The 18,449-nt window shown below is 62.9% G+C and carries 20 protein-coding genes, 1 tRNA gene and 1 rRNA gene; 19 read left to right on the forward strand and 3 right to left on the reverse strand.

The genetic code is table 11. The features are described 5' to 3' along the window. The first annotated feature begins 162 nt into the window (after positions 1-162). The 3 genes from rrf to H587_RS16920 all read left to right on the forward strand — a co-directional run bounded on the left by rrf (position 163) and on the right by H587_RS16920 (position 1,703). Positions 163-277, forward strand: a 5S ribosomal RNA gene (gene rrf, locus H587_RS0101950). 111 nt (positions 278-388) lie between these two features. After that, the gene (locus tag H587_RS0101955) at positions 389-1,021 is read left to right on the forward strand and encodes a TetR/AcrR family transcriptional regulator (RefSeq protein ID WP_027174825.1); all 633 of its coding nucleotides are present in this window, start codon (positions 389-391) and stop codon (positions 1,019-1,021) included. 28 nt (positions 1,022-1,049) lie between these two features. After that, a complete protein-coding gene (locus H587_RS16920) occupies positions 1,050-1,703 on the forward strand; it encodes an HAD family hydrolase (RefSeq protein WP_051202378.1) in 654 nt (217 codons plus the stop codon). Between the two features lie 46 nt (positions 1,704-1,749). Here H587_RS16920 and H587_RS0101965 read toward each other — a convergent pair whose 3' ends face one another. Continuing rightward, a complete protein-coding gene (locus H587_RS0101965; protein WP_027174826.1) occupies positions 1,750-2,142 on the reverse strand; it encodes a Ros/MucR family transcriptional regulator in 393 nt (130 codons plus the stop codon). A gap of 380 nt (positions 2,143-2,522) precedes the next feature. On the opposite strand from H587_RS0101965, the gene H587_RS0101970 reads away from it, so the two are divergent. The 9 genes from H587_RS0101970 (at position 2,523) to lon (ending at position 12,212) form a co-directional block, all read left to right on the forward strand. Next, a complete protein-coding gene (locus H587_RS0101970) occupies positions 2,523-2,948 on the forward strand; it encodes a hypothetical protein (RefSeq protein WP_027174827.1) in 426 nt (141 codons plus the stop codon). Positions 2,949-3,127: 179 nt separating this feature from the next. Next, complete coding sequence (locus H587_RS0101975) at positions 3,128-3,988, forward strand: MerR family transcriptional regulator (RefSeq protein WP_245560814.1); 861 nt, start codon at positions 3,128-3,130, stop codon at positions 3,986-3,988. A gap of 106 nt (positions 3,989-4,094) precedes the next feature. Further along, positions 4,095-4,523 (forward strand): hypothetical protein, encoded by a 429-nt coding sequence (locus tag H587_RS0101980; RefSeq protein ID WP_027174829.1) that lies wholly within the window; start codon positions 4,095-4,097, stop codon positions 4,521-4,523. 114 nt (positions 4,524-4,637) lie between these two features. Beyond that, positions 4,638-6,002, forward strand: a complete 1,365-nt coding sequence (gene thiD, locus H587_RS0101985) for a bifunctional hydroxymethylpyrimidine kinase/phosphomethylpyrimidine kinase (RefSeq protein ID WP_027174830.1) — start codon at positions 4,638-4,640, stop codon at positions 6,000-6,002. A gap of 74 nt (positions 6,003-6,076) precedes the next feature. Next, positions 6,077-6,160 (forward strand) — tRNA-Leu (locus tag H587_RS0101990). Positions 6,161-6,219: 59 nt separating this feature from the next. Then, entirely contained in the window at positions 6,220-7,581 is a 1,362-nt protein-coding gene (tig, locus tag H587_RS16925; protein ID WP_051202380.1) for a trigger factor, read from the forward strand. A 200-nt stretch (positions 7,582-7,781) separates the two neighbouring features. Then, on the forward strand, positions 7,782-8,396 hold the full coding sequence (gene clpP, locus H587_RS0102000) for an ATP-dependent Clp endopeptidase proteolytic subunit ClpP (RefSeq protein WP_027174831.1): 615 nt from the start codon (positions 7,782-7,784) through the stop codon (positions 8,394-8,396). A gap of 4 nt (positions 8,397-8,400) precedes the next feature. Next, the gene (gene clpX, locus H587_RS0102005; RefSeq protein ID WP_027174832.1) at positions 8,401-9,657 is read left to right on the forward strand and encodes an ATP-dependent Clp protease ATP-binding subunit ClpX; all 1,257 of its coding nucleotides are present in this window, start codon (positions 8,401-8,403) and stop codon (positions 9,655-9,657) included. 104 nt (positions 9,658-9,761) lie between these two features. After that, positions 9,762-12,212: an endopeptidase La gene (lon, locus tag H587_RS0102010; protein ID WP_027174833.1), complete on the forward strand. Its 2,451-nt coding sequence runs from the start codon at positions 9,762-9,764 to the stop codon at positions 12,210-12,212. 81 nt (positions 12,213-12,293) lie between these two features. On the opposite strand, the gene H587_RS0102015 is transcribed toward lon, so the two are convergent. Then, complete coding sequence (locus H587_RS0102015) at positions 12,294-13,613, reverse strand: M23 family metallopeptidase (RefSeq protein WP_027174834.1); 1,320 nt, start codon at positions 13,611-13,613, stop codon at positions 12,294-12,296. A 102-nt stretch (positions 13,614-13,715) separates the two neighbouring features. Here H587_RS0102015 and H587_RS0102020 point away from each other — a divergent pair, with 102 nt between their 5' ends. Beyond that, entirely contained in the window at positions 13,716-14,168 is a 453-nt protein-coding gene (locus H587_RS0102020) for a hydrogenase maturation protease (protein WP_281167613.1), read from the forward strand. On the opposite strand, the gene H587_RS0102025 is transcribed toward H587_RS0102020, so the two are convergent. Further along, on the reverse strand, positions 14,159-14,596 hold the full coding sequence (locus H587_RS0102025) for a CBS domain-containing protein (protein ID WP_027174836.1): 438 nt from the start codon (positions 14,594-14,596) through the stop codon (positions 14,159-14,161). The two genes, H587_RS0102020 and H587_RS0102025, sit on opposite strands and share 10 nt — an antisense overlap. A 134-nt stretch (positions 14,597-14,730) precedes the next feature. Here H587_RS0102025 and H587_RS0102030 point away from each other — a divergent pair, with 134 nt between their 5' ends. The 6 genes from H587_RS0102030 to H587_RS0102055 all read left to right on the forward strand — a co-directional run bounded on the left by H587_RS0102030 (position 14,731) and on the right by H587_RS0102055 (position 18,379). Then, positions 14,731-15,399, forward strand: a complete 669-nt coding sequence (locus H587_RS0102030) for a protein-L-isoaspartate(D-aspartate) O-methyltransferase (RefSeq protein ID WP_034608456.1) — start codon at positions 14,731-14,733, stop codon at positions 15,397-15,399. Positions 15,400-15,489: 90 nt separating this feature from the next. Beyond that, positions 15,490-16,377: an Mrp/NBP35 family ATP-binding protein gene (locus tag H587_RS0102035; RefSeq protein WP_027174838.1), complete on the forward strand. Its 888-nt coding sequence runs from the start codon at positions 15,490-15,492 to the stop codon at positions 16,375-16,377. Positions 16,378-16,389: 12 nt separating this feature from the next. Beyond that, positions 16,390-16,941: a CDP-diacylglycerol--glycerol-3-phosphate 3-phosphatidyltransferase gene (pgsA, locus tag H587_RS0102040; protein ID WP_027174839.1), complete on the forward strand. Its 552-nt coding sequence runs from the start codon at positions 16,390-16,392 to the stop codon at positions 16,939-16,941. Positions 16,942-16,977: 36 nt separating this feature from the next. After that, positions 16,978-17,247, forward strand: a complete 270-nt coding sequence (locus H587_RS16930; protein ID WP_415519236.1) for a hypothetical protein — start codon at positions 16,978-16,980, stop codon at positions 17,245-17,247. A 6-nt stretch (positions 17,248-17,253) separates the two neighbouring features. Continuing rightward, positions 17,254-17,577, forward strand: a complete 324-nt coding sequence (locus H587_RS0102050; protein ID WP_027174840.1) for an FtsB family cell division protein — start codon at positions 17,254-17,256, stop codon at positions 17,575-17,577. Further along, complete coding sequence (locus H587_RS0102055) at positions 17,561-18,379, forward strand: tetratricopeptide repeat protein (protein WP_027174841.1); 819 nt, start codon at positions 17,561-17,563, stop codon at positions 18,377-18,379. The genes H587_RS0102050 and H587_RS0102055 overlap by 17 nt, the downstream gene beginning before the upstream one ends. Positions 18,380-18,449: the final 70 nt, after the last annotated feature.

The raw sequence follows: 18,449 nt of genomic DNA on the forward strand, positions 1-18,449 counted from the left end.
GGATGTGCAAGCGCGGCAACGCGTTCAGCTTACCGGTACTAATAGATCGTGAGGCTTACCCAAATCCTCTCTCCCCTATGAAACTAATATAGTTTCGGGCTTTGATGAACCGGATCGGCGCGCTGAACCGCACCACCCCGGGAGAAGCCCAACCATATTTGTCTTGGTGGCCTTGGAGGAGGGGACACACCCGATCCCTTTCCGAACTCGGCAGTTAAGCCCTCCATCGCCAATGATACTGCGATCTTAATCGTGGGAAAGTAGGTCGCCGCCAGGACAATTTCTTCAAAAAAGGCCCCTCAAAATGAGGGGCCTTTTCACGTTTGCAGAACCTTACCGTTGACCCGGAAGGCGCTTCGAAGCACACTGACCTTGGACGGAGCCACGTATGCCGCATCTCAAGGTCATCCCCATCAATCGCGCGGACCAGACGCGCCGCCGCCTCACCCAGGCAATGGGAACGGTCCTGGCGCGGGTCGGTTTCGAGGCCGCGACCGTGGATTTGGTGATCGCCGAGGCAGGGCTGAAACGCGGCGATTTCTACCGCTACTTCACAAGGCTGTCCCAGTTGGTGGCGGCCTATGCCCACAGCGGGGCTTTCTGGCCCAACGCCGGCGACCTTATCGGCCGAGATCGCGAGAAATTGCGCCGCATGAGCCCGGATCAGCTGGTGGCGGCCTTCTTCAAGCGCACCCTCCGGCTTTTGCTGGATCGGCCGGAGAGCCTGGCGATCATGGCCTGGGAGGCGCTTTCCCGCAATGATCTCAGCCGGGCCCTGGAGGGGGTGCGTGAGCGCTCCGCCCTGGAGTTTTTCGAGCTCATGGAGCAGGATCCCCCTGTGGACGTGGACGTGACGGCCCTGGTGCTCTTTCTCGCCGGCGGAGTGAACTTCCTGGCCGTGCGCTCCCTGGTGACGGGTTGCGTGGGCGGGGTGGATCTCGTGTCGCCGGCGGGATGGGCGCGTATTGAGGAAACCATAGACTTGATCGTCAGGCGGACCCTGGCTCACGGGCCGAGCTAGAGGCCGTCTCTCACGGAGTTTTTCCATCGTGTCCTATTCCTTTGTTCTTTTTGATTTCGACGGAACGCTGTGCGACAGCGCGGAGGGCATCATCCAAGGCATGAACCTGACCTTTGCGGCCCAGGGGCGGCCGCGCCCCTCGGATGATGCCGTGCGCGGCGTCATCGGCCTGCGCATTGAAGAGTGCTTCCTGCGGCTCTGCCCGGATCTCGCGCCCGAGGACATCCCCACCTGGATCGCTATCTATCGGGAGGAGTATCTCAGCCGGGGGCATCTCCTGAACCGCCTGTTTCCTGGCGTGGAGGAGACGCTGGCCGGGCTGAAGCGCCGGGGCGTGATTGTGGGGGTGGCCAGCAACAAAGGTCAGCCGGGCCTTGAGCGCGCCGTGGAGAGCCTGGGGATCGGCGCCTATTGCGACCTGTTGGCGGGGGCACGAACGGACCTGCCTCGCAAGCCCGATCCCGGCTTCTACCGCTCATGCATCGCGCCGTCCCTGCCCGGCATCGCGCCGGACCAGGTGCTTATGGTTGGGGACACGTCTACGGACCTACGTTTTGCCTCCAACGTGGGTATGCCCGCCTGCTACGCGGCCTGGGGTTATGGGAACAGGGAGGAGTGTCTAGCGCTACGTCCTCGGTACGTGAGTGAGTCCCCGGCCTTGCTGGCAGGCATCTGGAAATGAAAATGGCCGCCCGGGAGGACGGCCTTCAAAGCGCGACTGAGCCGCGTTACTTCTTCTTGCCCCGCTTGGTCCAGAGTTTCATGTCCTTCATCTTTTTGCGGCGCTCACGCTGGAGCGACTTGCAGACCAGAGGGAAGTTCTTCTTGTAGCCGAACTTCTCCCTATACTCCGCCGGGGTCAGGTCATGGCTGCCCAGGTGTTTCTTGGTCAGAATCTTGAACGACTTGCCGCAGACGCAGCAGATGATCGACTTTTCGCGTACCGACTTCTGGGGATCGCAGGCCAAGCCTTCCTCGGCCTGGGGTTCGCCACCCTCGGCGATGGCCTGAATGCCGTGCGCCAGTTTGCGGACCATGGAGGTGATCTCTTCCTCGGTCATGGTGCGGACGCTGGCTTGGGCTTTCACGATCTCCAAAGCTTCCTTCAAATAATCTTCCATGCGTTTCTCCTTGGGTGTCGGGAAAAAAGAGCAAGTCGGCTGCATGGCCCTTTACAGGGTCATCAACGTGAACCCACTTTCTGCATTTTGCATAGTTTTTTTTTTTTTACAAGTCATTTTCCTGCAACGTAGTTCCGTACTGCGTGCATGACGAACGCAGTGTCCATGGTCGCGTCCGTATGCCTTCAAAATAGTGATCCACGCTGAAACGTTGACGTTTCCATCAAGGAAGGGGGCACGTCTCAGACTTTGACTTTTCGAGCAGAATACGCCTCGTCAGAGAGAGGGAGACGGGAAAAACACGAAAATCGGCGAGTCGGACGGCGCTTGATTCCATGTCTCCGTTGCATTATGTTTTTTGTGCGCGGCAAGGAGGTTGTATGGACGCGAACAAGGACAACATTCTTCATATGGATGGCTACCGGAGGTCGGAGGCGGCGCCCGCCGGAGAGACCTCCCGGACCGGACGTGATTTCGGCAAGCTTGCGCTTGTGCTGGCGCTTCTTTCCCTCGTGCTTGTCGTGATCTTTTTTTTCGGCCTGAGCAGCAACCTCAAGGGAATTTCCGAGGAAATGCGGCAGGTGGCCAACTTGAAAACCGAGCTGGCTGCGGTACAAGCCCAGATGGCCCTGGTGCAGAGCCAGCCCACGGAAGGATCGCGTAAACTGCTGGTCAACGCGATGATCGAGGACATGGCCCAGAAAGCGGACTTTCTCGGTGGCATGATCCAGAATGAGGAGCAGGCTCGCCGCATGGCCCAGGTGCAGGAATCCTTGCGTCAGATTCAACTGGAACTGGCGCATTAGCATCAGCCGTCATTGTTTGGATAAGGGGGGCGAATCGCCCCTCTTTTTTTTGCTCAATGCACGTATTCGTCCGAGAGTTCTTGACGATACAGTATTCATAGCATATTTGATCAGTTGTGAACAGTAATGAACAACAATCTTCCGACACGAGGCGCGCCACCTTCATCAGCCTGCGCGAAGTGGGGCGCAGGCTCGGCATTCCACCCTCCACCATCGTTTACTACAAGGACCGTTTCAGCCGTTTCATACCATCCGCCGGTGGCGCGGGGCGGAGGCGTCGCTACCCGTCAGAATCTTTGGAATTGTTCAGGAGGATACGCGAGATGTTCGAGAACAACTGGTCCGTCGAGCAGATCGAACAGGAGCTGACCGCCTGTCGCGGTGAGCTTTTCGACGCCGGGAAGTTGGAAGGGGCGGAGGCTGGAAGCGCGGCCGATGGAGGCGCCACTCGGATCGCGGCGCTATTGGCCAAGATGTCCGATGTTCTGGAGAATCAGGCCTTGTTTCGGGGCGAGATCCGTTCTTTGCGCGACGAGGTCGCGTCCTTGCGCCAGGAACGTGATGTGGCTGAAGCCCATCAGAGGGAGAAGGTTGCGGAATTGGAGCGCGAGATTGAGCGGCTGCGTTTGCTGGCCGACGGCCGTAACCGGAATGACTCCCTCGACTTTCCACCTTCGGAATATTTGGATCTGCCGTTGGTGATCCGCACGGGGCTGGGAGAGTATCTCGGCGTCTTGGGGCGGAACAGCAGAGCTTTCGGGCTCAAGGACTTCGTTGCCCTGTTGGAGCGGTCGACGGACCGAGGGGAAGCCGTGGATCTGCGCTGGCGGCGCGAAGGTGACGCGGAATGGAGGTTGGCGGTAGTTGCCGCTGTCGATTCCGATGATACGCGGCGCATCGTCCTGTCCACTGCTCGAACCGTGACGCCCAGCGGCAACGCGGTCGTTCGGGTGCTCAAGCTCACGATCAACGATCAGGACGCGCCAGATTCCTTGTTGTTGAGCCTTTTCCGACAGATTCGCGAGAGTTTCGAGGGGTAAAAAAAACATGGTTTTTCCCGCAATTCTCTCTAGAAAAAATCTTGATCGATCCTTGCTTTTTTGATTATATGTCCAGGAGTCTCATGGTAACATGGGGGTGGGTGTTATGCCGCAGGTTGCTGCCCGGATCTCGCAAGATCATGAAAAGTGGCTCAAGGACTATTTCAAGACGAAAAGCGCTGGGGCGGAGTTCATCCTGCCTTGGGCCGTGGACATCTTCTTCAAGTCCATCCGCGGCGTGTCCTCCGACTTCTCGGTGGCCGAACTGAAGACCATTCTGGAAGCCCACCGCGACGTGAAGCTGCTGCCCAACCAGTCCAAGCAGGCTTATCTGCTGTTGCGCGTCGAGGAGGCCTGCCAGGAGCACAACGTGCATATCCAGCACGGCGCCAGCAAGAACAACCTGGAAGTGAAGCTGCGTCGACTCACGGACCTCCAGGCCACGGCCTTGATGATCTGGGCCACGGCCTACTGGACGAGCAAGGTCTGGAACGGTGTCTCCGTGGAAGATTACGTCAAACTGTCCATCGCCTGAGCCTCCCCGTCCCATTTCCTTTTCCATTCCCGTGACCGGGCGGCGGCGCGGTTGACCGCGTCGGACCGCGCGGCTATTGTTTTTCCCCGTCAGCGAGACCCTGTGGAGTGCACCATGTATCTCGTACCCAGCATCCTGACCATCGCCGGTTCCGATTCCGGCGGCGGCGCGGGCATTCAGGCCGACCTGAAGACGATCACCGTGCTTGGCGGCTATGGTCTGTCCGTGATTACCGCCCTGACGGCCCAGAATACCAGGACCGTGGCCGGCATCGAAGCCCCCAGTCCGGAGTTCGTGGCCTTGCAGCTGAAGACCGTGCTCACGGACATCCCCGTGGCCGCGGCCAAGACCGGTATGCTTTTCTCCGCCCCGATCATTCGTGCCGCAGCCCCGTTCCTGGCACGCAAAAACTTCCCCTTGGTGGTGGACCCGGTCTGTGTGGCCCAGACCGGAGCCAAGCTCCTGGAGGATGACGCGGTTGCGGCCATGCTTGAGCGCATTTTTCCGGTGGCGGACCTGCTCACCCCGAATATCCCCGAGGCCGAGCTGTTCACCGGCATGACCATCCGGGGGCCCGAGGACATTTGCCGGGCCGCCGAGAAGCTTCTGGATCTGGGCCCCAAGGCCGTGTTGATCAAGGGCGGCCATTTGGAATCCCTGGCCGCCACGGACTGGTACGCCGCCCCGGATCAGAAATCCCTCCCCCTGATCCAGCCGCGCGTGAACACCCGCAGCCTGCACGGCACTGGCTGCACGTTGTCGGCGGCCATCGCCACTGGCCTGGGCCAGGGATTGGACATGCTTTCGGCCATCCGCGCGGCTCAGCGCTACCTCAACCTCGGCCTGCGCAGCGCCTTCCCCTTGGGCGGCGGGGCCGGGCCGGTGAACCACTTGGCGCCCCTGTTCAAGGAGCGGGCCCGACGCGGCGTACTGGAAAGCCTGGCCGAAGCCGGCCCCCGTCTGGCCACCCTGCGCGGCCTAGCCCGAGTTGTGCCGGAGTCGTCCATGAATCTGGCGTTGGCCGTGCCCCACGCCGACGCGGTGGACGAGGTGGCGGCCTATTCCGGCCGCATCACGGCCACCCGGCGGGGCGAGATTCTCATCTCGGGCTGCCCGGAGTTCGGCGCGGCCCCGAATCTGGCCCAGGTTCTTCTGGCCGCCCGGAGACACAATTCCGAGGCCGCCTGCGTCCTGACGTTGCGCCTGGACGACTCCGTGGCCGGGGCTCTGGAACGGGCCGGATTGGTGGCGGCTTGGTTCGATCGGGCCGAGGAGCCTGGTTATCTCAAGGACCGCGAAGGCAGCATCCTGGAGTGGGGGACGTATGAGGCCCTGGCCCGGCATCCGGAGCCCGCGGCCGTGGACGCGGTCTGCGATCGGGGGGAAGTGGGTAAGGAACCTCAGGCCCGGCTTTTGGGCGAGGACGTGGATGATCTCTTGCGCAAGCTTGGCCTGCTGCTCACGGAGCTGGCGCGCTGATTTTCAAACTGTTGGCGCTGATATCCTTCCGGTTGACAGTCGAAAACGCCCTGTCGTAATGTTTCGAGCTTTTGGCGAGAGTGGCGGAATTGGTAGACGCACTGGACTTAGGATCCAGCGGCTTGGCCGTGGGAGTTCGAGTCTCCCCTCTCGCACCACAGATGGAAGGACAGCCGGCCGCGACGCGGCGTTTCACCCTGGAGGAGGACAATAGGCTATGAAGTACGATGTTCAGGACATTTCCCCGGTCGAGCGGAAGATCTCGGTCACGGTTCCGGCCGAGGAAGCCAACGCGGCCATTCTCACCACCATCGCCCTCTACAAGACCAAGTACGACGTGAAGGGCTTCCGCAAGGGCAAGGCCCCGGCCAGCGTCATAGAGGGCAAGTTCCGCGGCCAGATATACAATGAGGCAACCACGGACCTCATCAACTATCACATCAACGACATCCTCAACCAGCTCAAGCTCACGCCCATGTCCCGCATCAACGTGGATGCGGGGCTGCTCGCCCGCGACGAGGAGTTCACCTACACCTTGGGCTTCGAGATCGCGCCCCAGTTCGACCTGCCCACCTACATCGGGCTGGACGTGGACGAGGAGCGCGTGGAGGTCAAGGACGAGGAGGTGGCCGAGGTCGAGCGCCGCATCCTGGACAACCAGGCCAAGCCCAAGGTCATTTCGGACGTGCGTGAGCCCAAGGACGGCGAGATCGTCACCGTGAGCTTCGGCGCCTACCGCGACGGCGAGGTGATTTCCGGGATCAAGGCCGAGAATTTCGAGCTGACCCTGGGCGAGGGCCAGGCCCTGCCCGAGTTCGAGGAACTCATCAAGACCCTGACCACCGGCCAGAGCGGCGAGAAGGACATCACCTTCCCGGCCGACTTCATCAATACCGAGCTGGCCGGCCAGACCGTGACCATGAAGATCACCCTGCACGCGGTGAAGGTCAAGGAACTGCCGGAGATGGGCGACGACGTGGCCAAGAAGGCCGGTTTCGAGAACGTCGAGAAGATGCGCGAGGCCATCCGCCAGTCCTACCAGGAGAGCCGCAAGCAGCTACACAAGTCCGCAGCTCAGAAGAAGCTTCTGGACGGGCTGGTCAAGCTCCTGGATTTCCCCCTGCCGCCGTCCCTGGTTGAAGACCGCATCGACCGCCTGATCAAGGATCTGGAATACCGACTGGATCGCAAGGGCAAGAATCTGCTGAGCCTGGGCAAGACCATGGAGCAGTTGCGCGAGGAGTATCGCGTCGAGGCCGAGCAGAGCGCTCGGGCAGAGCTGCTGCTCCTGGCGGTGGCCGATAAGGAAGGCCTCTCGGTGAATCCGCAGGAGCTGGACGCGGCCCTCAACCGTCTGGCCATGCAGACCCGTCAGGACTTCATGGAGCTGAAGCGCTACTACGAGGAAAACAACCTGGTGGTGGCGCTCAAGGATCGCCTGCTCATGGACAAGGCCATGGAGTTCATCTACTCCAAGGCCCAGCGCCGCGAGATCGACCCCGTCCAGGCCGAGTCCGCCGACGAGTCCGAGTCCAAGCCCAAGAAGCGCGTCGCCAAGAAGGCCCCCAAGGCCGAGTAGCGCCGAGACGATTCCGGCGGCCGGACCTGCTGGTCCGGCCGCCGTCCATTTTTCGCACAGAGCGCGTCCGGGCCTTGCGCCCGCTGTCCCGAGGTCTTATCATGGGAACCGCGAGGCCGTGTCCGGACTCAAGTTCCCCGGCGTTTCCGCCGATGTGCCTGAAGAAGGCCGAAGGCCCCGCGTCACCTCAAGGAGAGCACATGCCCACGATCCCCATCGTCATCGAAACCACCGGCCGCACCGAACGGGCGTACGACATCTATTCCCGCCTGCTCAAGGACCGCATCATCCTCCTGGGCAGCTCCGTCGACGACCATGTGGCCAGCCTCATCTGCGCCCAGCTCCTGTTCCTGGAGTCCGAGGACCCGGACAAGGAGATCTACATGTACATCAACTCCCCGGGTGGCGTCGTGACCGCCGGGCTGGCCATCTACGACACCATGCAGTACATCTCCCCGCCGGTGGCCACCCTCTGCATGGGCCAAGCCGCGAGCATGGCCGCGTTGCTGCTGGCGGCTGGGGCCAAGGGCATGCGTTACGCCCTGCCCAACAGCCGCATCCTCATCCATCAGCCGCTGGGCGGAGCCCAGGGGCAGGCCACGGACATCGACATCCAGGCCCGCGAGATCCTGCGCATGCGCCGCGACCTGAACCAGATTCTGGTCAAGCACACCGGCCAGGACATCAAGAAGATCAACCAGGACACCGAGCGCGACTATTTCATGCGCCCGGAAGAGGCCCTGGCCTACGGCATCATCGACAAGATCATGAACTCGCGCAACGAGCTGCAACCCGCCGAGACCAAGCAAGGATGACCTCATGACCATGAAGAAAGGAACCAGCGGCGCCCCGGACCTGAGCTGCTCGTTCTGCGGCAAGAGCCAGAGCGACGTCCAGCGCCTCATCGCCGGGCCCGACGTGTACATCTGCGACGAGTGCGTGAGTCTGTGCAACGACATCATGGCCCAGGAGACCGTCAGCGAGGAGTTCGAGGACGGGCGTCTTCTGCCTCCTCAGGAACTCAAGGCGCTGCTGGACCAGTACGTCATCGGGCAGGACTACGCCAAGAAGATCCTCTCCGTGGCCGTGCACAACCACTACAAGCGCGTGTTCTACGCCGGGGCCCTGACCGACGACGTGGAGATCGACAAGAGCAACATCCTGCTCATCGGTCCCACCGGCTCGGGCAAGACGCTCTTGGCCCAGACTCTGGCCCGCATTCTCAAGGTGCCCTTCGCCATCGCCGACGCCACCACCCTGACCGAGGCGGGCTATGTGGGCGAGGATGTGGAGAACATCCTGGTCCAGCTCCTGCAGAACGCGGACTACGACATTGAGTCCGCCTCCCGGGGCATCATCTACATCGACGAGATCGACAAGATCGCGCGCAAGGGCGACAGCCCGTCCATCACCCGCGACGTGTCCGGCGAGGGCGTGCAGCAGGCCCTGCTGAAGATCATCGAGGGCACCGAGGCCAACATCCCGCCCAAGGGGGGGCGCAAGCATCCCCAGCAGGAATTTATCCGCATGAACACGGGCAACATCCTGTTCATCGTGGGCGGGGCCTTCATTGGTCTGGAGAAGATCGTGCAGCAGCGGATGCAGGGTTCCGGCATGGGCTTCGGCGCCAAGGTCGAGGTCAAGCGCAAGGATCTGGCCGTGAGCGAACTGCTTTCCCAGGCCCAGCCCATGGACCTGATCAAGTTCGGCATGATCCCCGAGTTCGTGGGCCGCATCCCCGTGATGACCTCGCTCACCGAGCTGACCGAGGACGACCTCGTGCGCATCCTCACCGAGCCCAAGAACGCCCTGGTCAAGCAGTACCAGAAGCTCTTCGAACTGGACAAGGTGACCCTGCGCTTCTCGGACAACGCCCTGCGGGCCATCGCCCAGAAGGCCATCGAGCGCAAGACCGGCGCCCGGGGGCTGCGCAACGTCATGGAAACCATGATGCTCGACATCATGTACCAGTTGCCCTCGCTCAGCGGCGTGAAGGAGTGCGTGATCAACCGGTCCGTGGTGGAGAAGGGCGTGGATCCGCTGCTCATCTACCAGCAGGAAGTGAAGAGCGCCTGATCCGTTTCCCGCCTCGGATTTGACATCGGCCCCGGCGGCGTTACCTTGTGCACACGCCGGGCTCCCGCCGGGAGCCGATCCGCCGAACTGAACCGGAGGACCCCATGCCGGATTACGGATTCGAGGACCACGATTCCGCCCAACGCCTTCTGTTGCCCGTGATGTCGTTGCGGGAAGTGGTCATGTTCCCGCGTTCCATCGTGCCGCTGTTCGTGGGCCGCGAGGCCTCGATCAAGGCCATCGAGCGGGCCATTTCCGATTTCGATAAACGCATCTTTCTGGTCACCCAGCGCACCCCCGAGAAGGAGCGTCCGGCCCCCGAGGATCTCTACCGCGTGGGCACCATCAGCCGCATCCTCCAGATGCTGCGCCTGCCCGACGGGACCATCAAGGTTCTCTTTGAAGGCCTGTCCCGGGCATCCTGGGAGCCCGAGAGCCTGACCGAGGAGTCCGAGGCGCTCATGGCCCAGGTGGAGCGTCTGGAAGAGACCGGCATCCCCTCGACGGGGACCGAATCCGAGGCCCTGGTGCGGGCCGCGCACGAGTCCCTGGACCAGTACGGCAAGGTCAACAAGAAGCTGGCCGCCGAAACCATCCTGGCCATCACGGCGATCAAGGATCCGGGCAAGCTGGCCGACGCCATCATACCCCATCTCAAGGTGGACTTCGCCCGCAAGCAGGCGGTCTTGGAGATCCTCGACGGTCTGAAGCGCCTGGAGGCCGTTTACGGCCACATCCTCGGCGAGATCGAGATCGTGACCATTGAGAAGCGCGTCAAGGGGCGGGTCAAGAGCCAGATGGAGAAGAACCAGCGGGAGTACTACCTCAACGAGCAGATCAAGGCCATCCACAAGGAGATGGGCCGGGAGGAAGACCCACAGGCCGAGGCCGCCGAGTTGGAGAAGCAGCTCGAGGCCAAGATCATGCCCGAGGAGAGCCGGGAGCGGGTGCGCAAGGAGATCAAGAAGCTCCGCCAGATGCCCCAGAGTTCGGCCGAGTACACCGTGGTCCGCAATTACGTCGACTGCGTGCTGGAACTGCCCTGGGGAGAACTCAAGGACACCAAGATCGACATCGCCGAGGCGAGGCGCATCCTGGATGAGGACCACTACGGTCTGGAGAAGCCCAAGGAGCGCATCCTCGAATACATGGCCGTGCAGAGCCTGGTGGAGGCCATCAAGGGCCCCATTCTCTGCCTGGTGGGCCCTCCCGGCGTGGGCAAGACCTCCATCGCCCGCTCCATCGCCCGGGCCATGGATCGCGAGTTCGTGCGCCTGTCCCTGGGCGGCGTGCGCGACGAGGCCGAGATCCGCGGCCACCGGCGGACCTATGTGGGCGCGCTGCCGGGCAAGATCATCCAGTCGCTCAAGCGTTGCAAATTCAACAATCCCGTGCTCTGCCTCGATGAGGTGGACAAGATGAGCACGGACTTCCGGGGCGACCCCTCGGCGGCGTTGCTGGAAGTCCTGGACCCGGAGCAGAACGTCTCCTTCAACGACCATTACCTGGATCTGGATTACGACCTCTCCCGGGTCTTCTTCATCACCACGGCCAACACCCTGCATTCCATCCCGCTGCCCCTGCAGGACCGCATGGAGATCATCCGCCTGCCGGGCTACCTGGAGACCGAGAAGTTCAAGATCGCGGAGCAGTTCCTTCTGCCCAAGCAGCGTGAGCTGCACGGCCTCAAGGAAGGCAATCTGACCCTTTCGGAGAACGCCCTCACCGAGTTGGTGCGCCGCTATACGAAGGAGGCCGGGGTCCGCAACCTGGAGCGCAAGCTGGCGGCCGTGTGCCGCAAGGCGGCCATGAAGGTGGTCGAAGGCGGCGACCGGGACAAGACCGTGGGGGTCACGGTGCAGAACCTGGCCAACTTCCTGGGCGTGCCCGAGTTCCGCTACGGCGAGCGCGAGGATAAGGCCCAGGTGGGCGTGTGCAACGGCTTGGCCTGGACCCAACTGGGCGGCGAGATGCTCACCGTGGAGGTGGCCCTCATGCCCGGCGCGGGCAAGGTGGAGTTCACCGGCAAACTCGGGGACGTGATGCAGGAGTCGGCCAAGGCCGCCCTGTCCTACATCCGTTCGCGTTCGGACGTGTTCGGCCTTAAGCGCGATTTTCACAAGGACATCGACATCCATGTGCATGTGCCCGAGGGCGCCACGCCCAAGGACGGCCCCTCGGCGGGCATCACCCTGGCCACGACCATGGTTTCGGCCCTGCTGAACATTCCCGTCCGCAATGATCTGGCCATGACCGGCGAAATCACCCTGCGTGGCCGGGTTCTGCCCATCGGCGGTCTTCGCGAGAAGCTCCTCGCCGCTCATCGCGGCTTGCTCTCCACAGTGCTCATCCCGGCCGAGAACGAGAAGGATCTCAAGGAGGTTCCGGCCAGCATCCTCAAGGACCTGTCGGTCATCAAGGTTGAGAGCATGGACGAGGTGCTGGAACGGGCCCTGCTCTGCGAGGGCGGGGAGACCATCTTCTGCGGCCGGGACGCCCCGCCCGCGCCTCTGGCCAGCGGTCTGGTCAAGGAAGAGTACCAGCGGCCGCACTGAGTCGGGATATGAATGAAAAAGAGCCCCCGGCGCGTTATGCGCCGGGGGCTCTTTTTCATTCGTTCTTCGGGGGGGGCAGCGCTACTTGTTGCCCAGCTTGCCCATGAAGTTGTCGTTGATCCAGTGCTGGTCCCACCACTCCACGGGATTCACCGGCACTCCCGAAATGATCACGCCGAAGTGCAGGTGGTCGCCGCCGGCCATGCCCGTGGCCCCGGTGCGGCCGAGGGTGTGCCCCTTCTTGACGCTGTCGCCTTTTTGCACGTCGATCTGCGAGAGGTGGGCGTAGAGGGTCTGGAGGCCCATGCCGTGGTCCAGAACCACGGCGTTGCCGTAAATGCCGATGAAGCCGGTTTCGATCACCACGCCGTCGTTGGCGGCGGGCACGGGCGCGGCTTGCAGGCTGGCCAGATCGACGCCCAAGTGAGTCTGGTGGTCCACCTTGCGGCCCTGGTAGTAGTAGTCGCGGGCGTCGGCGAATCCGGCTCGGGGCGCGGCGTTGGGCAGACGCAGGAAGGCTCCCCGCCAGAGCGGTTCGGCTGCGGTCTGCCGACCCAACTGTTCGAGCAGGGCCCGGTTCTGCACCCGCAGCTCGCTGTTCACCTTGAGGAAGATGTCGATGGGGCGGGAAATGCCCGGAAAATTGCTTTGGAACTGGGGCATCTTGTCGTCAAGAAAGCTGTCCGAGAGGTTGATGTTGTCGGAGCGGAAGCGGCGCGGAATGGCGTTCACCGGTACGGAGCGGGAGCGCTCATTGCCGGCCTTGTCGGCGGCCATGAGCACGGGCTTGAACTGGGCGGGCTCCATGTCCCAGGGGAAGGTGAACAGGCAGGCGTACTTGCCGCTCTTCATGCGGAAGCCGGGGAAAAAGTGGGAGCCGACGCTCACGCCGGTCTTTCCGGGCTCCTCGGAAATGGCGTAGACCACCAGACAGGCGCCGCCCTGGTTGACGTTGTTTTGGATCGTCTCCAGATCCACGCGGGGCGGGGTCAGGTCCACGGTGTAGGTACGGGACAGGATGGCGGTTCCCGCCTGCCCGAAGGGGTAGAGGGAGGCGTCGCGGGCCTTGACGCGGATTTCCAGGGAGCCTTCTTTGATCTCCTGGGGCAGAACGAGTTCGGCTTCGAAGGCGTGAGCCTTCTCCAACTCTTTGTGCAGCAGGGAAATCTCCCGTCCGTTCTGGGTTGCGACCACGTCCACGGACTTGAGGCCTGAACCGAGATCGCTGACGGTCAGGTGCAGGGGGGCGGCCACGGTGACGTATTGCCCCTCGGGCAGAAGCGCCACCCGGGGCGCGTCGGTGTCGCGGAAGACGATGATGCTCCCGCCCAGGACCAGCAAGGCCAGGGCGGCCCAAAGGACGAGTTGCAAGATGCGGGTGGTCGCTGATTTCTGCGTCATGATACTCCTGCCTGTGGAAAAGTTTCTAGAAATTGTCTACGCTCAAAACGCGGGAGGGGCAACCCCGCATTGGAGTAGGGCATGGAGGGCGAAATTTTGGTGATGGGAGCGGGGAATCCGCTCATGCGGGACGACGGGGCGGGCGTGCTCGCCGTGCGTGCGCTCATGGCCGAGCCGTGGCCCAAGTGGGTGGAATTCGAGGACGCCGCAACCTTCACCCAGGATCTCTTCCATCAGCTCGACCGCTACGTAGCCGTGCTCATCCTGGACGTGGCCCGGTTCGGAGGCGCGCCGGGAGAGGTGCGCGTGTTGGGCGGGGAGGATGTCCTGGCCGGAAGCGGCCCCGGGGTGTCGCTGCATGAGCTGGATTTGGCCGAGTCCCTGCGCTTGGCGCGGGAACTGGGGGAACTGCCCCGGCTGCGCTTGGTGGTCATGGAACCCCGCGACGTCGGATATGGCCTGGAGCCTACAGCGGAGATCCGTGCGGCTCTGCCTCGGATGATTCAGGCCGCCCGGGACGAGTTGCGGCTTCTCTTGGATGGGGTTCAGTCCTGAGACTTTTCCTCCAGGGCGTCCATGAGGCTGATGGTCAGCTTGAGGAAGTCGGCCTCGGTGAGAATGCCCACCAGACGCCCCTTCTCGACCACGGGCAGGCAGCCGTACTTGTGGTTGAGCAGGAGTTCCGCCGCGGATTTCACCGTGGCCGAGGACTCCACGGTCTTCAGGTCCGTGCGCATGATCTCCTTGATCGGGATGCCGGCGTCGATTTCGTCCTGGGTTTCGGGGTCCACCCCGGCGAGCTGGGAGACCGTGGCCGAGAGCAGGTCGCGGTGGGTCAACAGGCCGATGAACATGGTGTCCCCGGTCACGATGGGGATATGACGGATGCGCTGGAGCTTCATCAGGGCCCGGGCCGAGAGCAGCGTGTCGGTTTCGCGCAGGGAGTAAACGGACTTGGTCATGATGTCGGCGACGGTGAGCATGGCGGATTCCCCTCTGTTCCTCCATTCTTTTCCCAAAGGCCCCATCCGTGTCAAGCGGGGAACTCCGACCGGGGAGGGAGGAACCTTTGTTGACTTGGGGGGACAAACGTGGTTTTGCAACGGCTGACGGAAAAATGAGGGGGAGCGGCGTGTCCGTGATCGATCCGAAGCGACTGCGCGAACGCATGGTGCGTGAGCAGATCGAGGCCCGGGGCGTACGCGACCCGGCCGTCCTCGAGGCCATGCGCCAGGTGCCGCGCCACCTCTTCGTGGAACCCGCCCTGGTGCCTAAGGCTTACATGGACGCCCCCCTGCCAATCGGCGAGGGTCAGACAATCTCTCAGCCCTATATCGTGGCCCTGATGACCGAACTGCTCCAGGTCAAGCCGGGCATGAAAATTCTGGAGATCGGCACGGGCTCGGGTTATCAGGCCGCCGTCCTGGCCCAGATGGGCGCCACGGTCTATACGGTGGAGCGCATCAAGCCGCTGTTTTTCGCGGCCCGGAAGCGCTTTATGGACATGCGGCTTTTCAGCATCAAGCCCAAGCTGGACGACGGCACCCTGGGCTGGCCCGAGGAGGCTCCCTTCGACGCCGTGATGGTCACGGCGGGCGGGCCCCAGGTGCCGCCGCCCCTGGTGGATCAGTTGGCCGATCCGGGGCGCTTGGTGATCCCGGTTGGCGAGGGCCGCCGAGACCAGAAGCTCATCATGGTGGAGAAGCGCGACGGCCGTGTGGAGAGCGTGGATATGGGCGGCGTGGCCTTCGTGGACCTCGTCGGCGCCCACGGCTGGGGGGCCTGATGTTCCAGCCGGTTGGCTTTTTGACCAAGGTTCGTTAGATTTCCCTGGCCGGACGACCGGCTTGAGACCAGTTCAAAGAAGGTGCACCACATGACTCAATCCTGCGGCAGCTGCTCCGGTTCCAAGGGCGGCGAGAAGACCGACCCGAAGCTGGCGCTTCAGAACGAACTCATCAGTTCCACCTTGGCGCGCATCAAATACAAGCTCTTCGTCATGAGCGGCAAGGGCGGGGTGGGCAAAAGCTCCGTGGCCGTGAACATCGCCGCGGCCCTCTCGGCCAAGGGCTTCAAGGTCGGGCTCATGGACGTGGACATCCACGGCCCCAGTGTGCCCCGGCTCCTGGGGTTGCGCGGGCAACTGGATGTGGACCGGGGCAGCCTGATCCTGCCCAAACGCTACAGCGACACCCTGCACGTGGTTTCCATGGAGTCCCTGCTCCAGGACCCGGACCAGGCCGTGCTCTGGCGCGGTCCCATGAAGACCTCGGCCATCCGCCAGTTCATTTCCGATGTGCAGTGGGGTGACCTGGATTTCCTGGTGGTGGACTCCCCTCCGGGCACAGGCGATGAGCCCATGACCGTGCTGCGGACCATCCCCGAAGCCCTCTGCGTGGTGGTCACCACCCCTCAGGAGGTTTCCCTGGCTGATGTGCGCAAGGCCATCAATTTCCTCCAGTACGCCCAGGCCAACATCCTCGGCGTGGTGGAGAACATGAGCGGCCTGATCTGCCCGCACTGCGGCAAGGGCATCGACCTGTTCAAGAAGGGCGGCGGCCGGGAGCTGGCCGAGCAGTATGGCCTGGAGTTTCTGGGCGCCGTGCCTCTGGATCCCGCCACCGTGGTGGCCGGAGACCGAGGTGTGCCCGTGGTGCTTCTGGAAGAAGACACCCCGGCCAAGCAGGCCCTGCTGGAATTGGGCGACAACGTGGCCCGAGCCGCGCAGAACAGCCTGGAAGCGGCCTCGACCATCCATAGATAGGCGGCGGAACACATGAGCCATTTCAACCTGGCGAATTCCCTGACCATGGCGCGGATCGTGGCCGTGCCGGTCATGGTCTGCCTACTGTATTTCCCCAACCCGTTCATCTGTTGGGTGGCGGCGCTGTTCTTCGTGGCCGCCTCGGTGACCGACATCTTCGACGGCATCGTGGCTCGCCGACAGGGCCGCATCACCACCCTGGGCAAGTTTCTGGACCCCCTGGCCGACAAACTGCTCATCAGCTCGGTGCTGGTCATGCTTGTGCGCCTGGAGTGGGCTCCGGCCTGGGTGGCGGTATTGATCATCTGCCGGGAACTGGCCGTGACCGGGATGCGGGCCGTGGCGGCGGAGAAGGGCGAGGTCATCGCGGCGGATCGTTTCGGCAAGCTGAAAACCATCGCTCAGATCGTGGCCCTGACCCCGCTCATCCTGCACTATCCCGTGTTCGGACTGGACTCCGCGGCCATTGGTACGATCCTCTTGTATATCGCCCTGTTGCTGACGCTTTTCTCCGGCGGAAATTATCTGTACAATTTCTATAAAAACTGGTTACTATCCGAATAGGCTGAAGAATAACGGAAAAGGAAGGAGGCGGAGTCCGTGGATTCCGACAGCCGCCTGATGCGCATCACCAACTGCCTCCAGACCATCCTGGAGCTGGAGCCCGCACTCCGTAAACTGGAGTTCGGGCACACGCTGCTTGATGAATTCGAGGTGCTCAAGAACTTTCTCGCACGCATCGACGAGGTGGAGCTGTCCGAGTCCGACGTGGACCGCATTGAGCGGGCCACGGCCAATTTTTTGGAGGAACTGCGGGAGCCCATGGCCCAGATCGCCGCGTCGGCTGGAGCCGGCCACAGGCTTCAGTGAGAGGATATGCTGGCGCGTCGCATCCTGGTCGGTTTCCTCATCCTCCTGAATTTGTTCCTCTTTTTTCGGCTCATCTGGAGCGACCAGGGGTTGTTCGCCTACATGACGCTCAGGAACCGCTACGAACAGCTCCAGGCCCAGATCGACGATGTGGACAGGAAGAACCTGGATCTGAGTCAGGACATCCGGCGGCTGAAGTCGGACCGGGCTTACCAGGAGAAGGTCATCAGGGAGCGGCTCAAGTACGTCAAGGACAACGAAATCCTTTACCTCTTGCCCGAAGAGTCCGATAAACCCCTGGGAGATGGCGCGGATGACAAAAAAGATTGAGTGGTACCAGGAAGTCCTCTCGCTGGAGCCGGGTTCCAAGGTCTTTTTCGCCCTGGCCAAGCTCTTCGTCGAGACGGGGCAGCTGGAAGCGGCCGTGAACACGTTGCGTCAGGGCCTGGATCGCCATCCCGACTTTCTGGAGGCTCGGCTGCTGCTGGCCCAGGTGCTCGTCCGTCTGGAGCGCCCTGGCGAGGCCGCCCTGGCCGTGGAGCCCGTGACCCGGGCCCTGCGGGTCTACCCCGATTTTTGGCGGCTCTGGGCCCAGAGCGTGGTGGACGTCCAGCGCGATTTCGCGGTCTTCCTCATGCTTGTGGCCTCCCATTTCACGGAGAAGCCGGTGCAGTGGATGGACGTGGTCCTGGAGGGCGTGAATTCCCTGTCCACCCGTTTGGTGGGGCCGCCTCCGCCGCCCGCCGAACCCGCTCCGGCCCGTTTTGTCCCGACCGTACCCCAGGCCCGCGCCGAGACCCCGGACGAGGCCCAGGCGGCCGACGCGACGCTCCGGTTTCCGGGCGCGGGCAGCCTGCGCACCCGGACCATGGCCGATCTGCTGGCCTCCCAAGGCGACTACACCGGGGCTTTGGCAATTTACAAGGAACTGTGGATGGGCGCTCAGCCGGGCTTCGAACGCGAGGATCTGGCTGGACGCATTGAGAAGATGGAGGCGGAGCTGCGTGAAGGAACCCCGGCGTCGCGTCCGGGCGTGGAGGCGGAAGACGCCTTCAGCCGTCACGCCAAAAATCGGCTCATCGGCACGTTGGAAGCCCTGGCGGCCCGCTTCGAGGCGCGCGTCCGGGCATGACCGGGCGGCCTTCCGGCCCCCGCTCGTGATGATCCGCCCGGGCGTCCGGGCCTGAGAAGTGAGGCTTGTC

The organism is Desulfovibrio aminophilus DSM 12254, assembly GCF_000422565.1.
Taxonomy (GTDB): Bacteria; Desulfobacterota; Desulfovibrionia; order Desulfovibrionales; family Desulfovibrionaceae; genus Aminidesulfovibrio; species Aminidesulfovibrio aminophilus.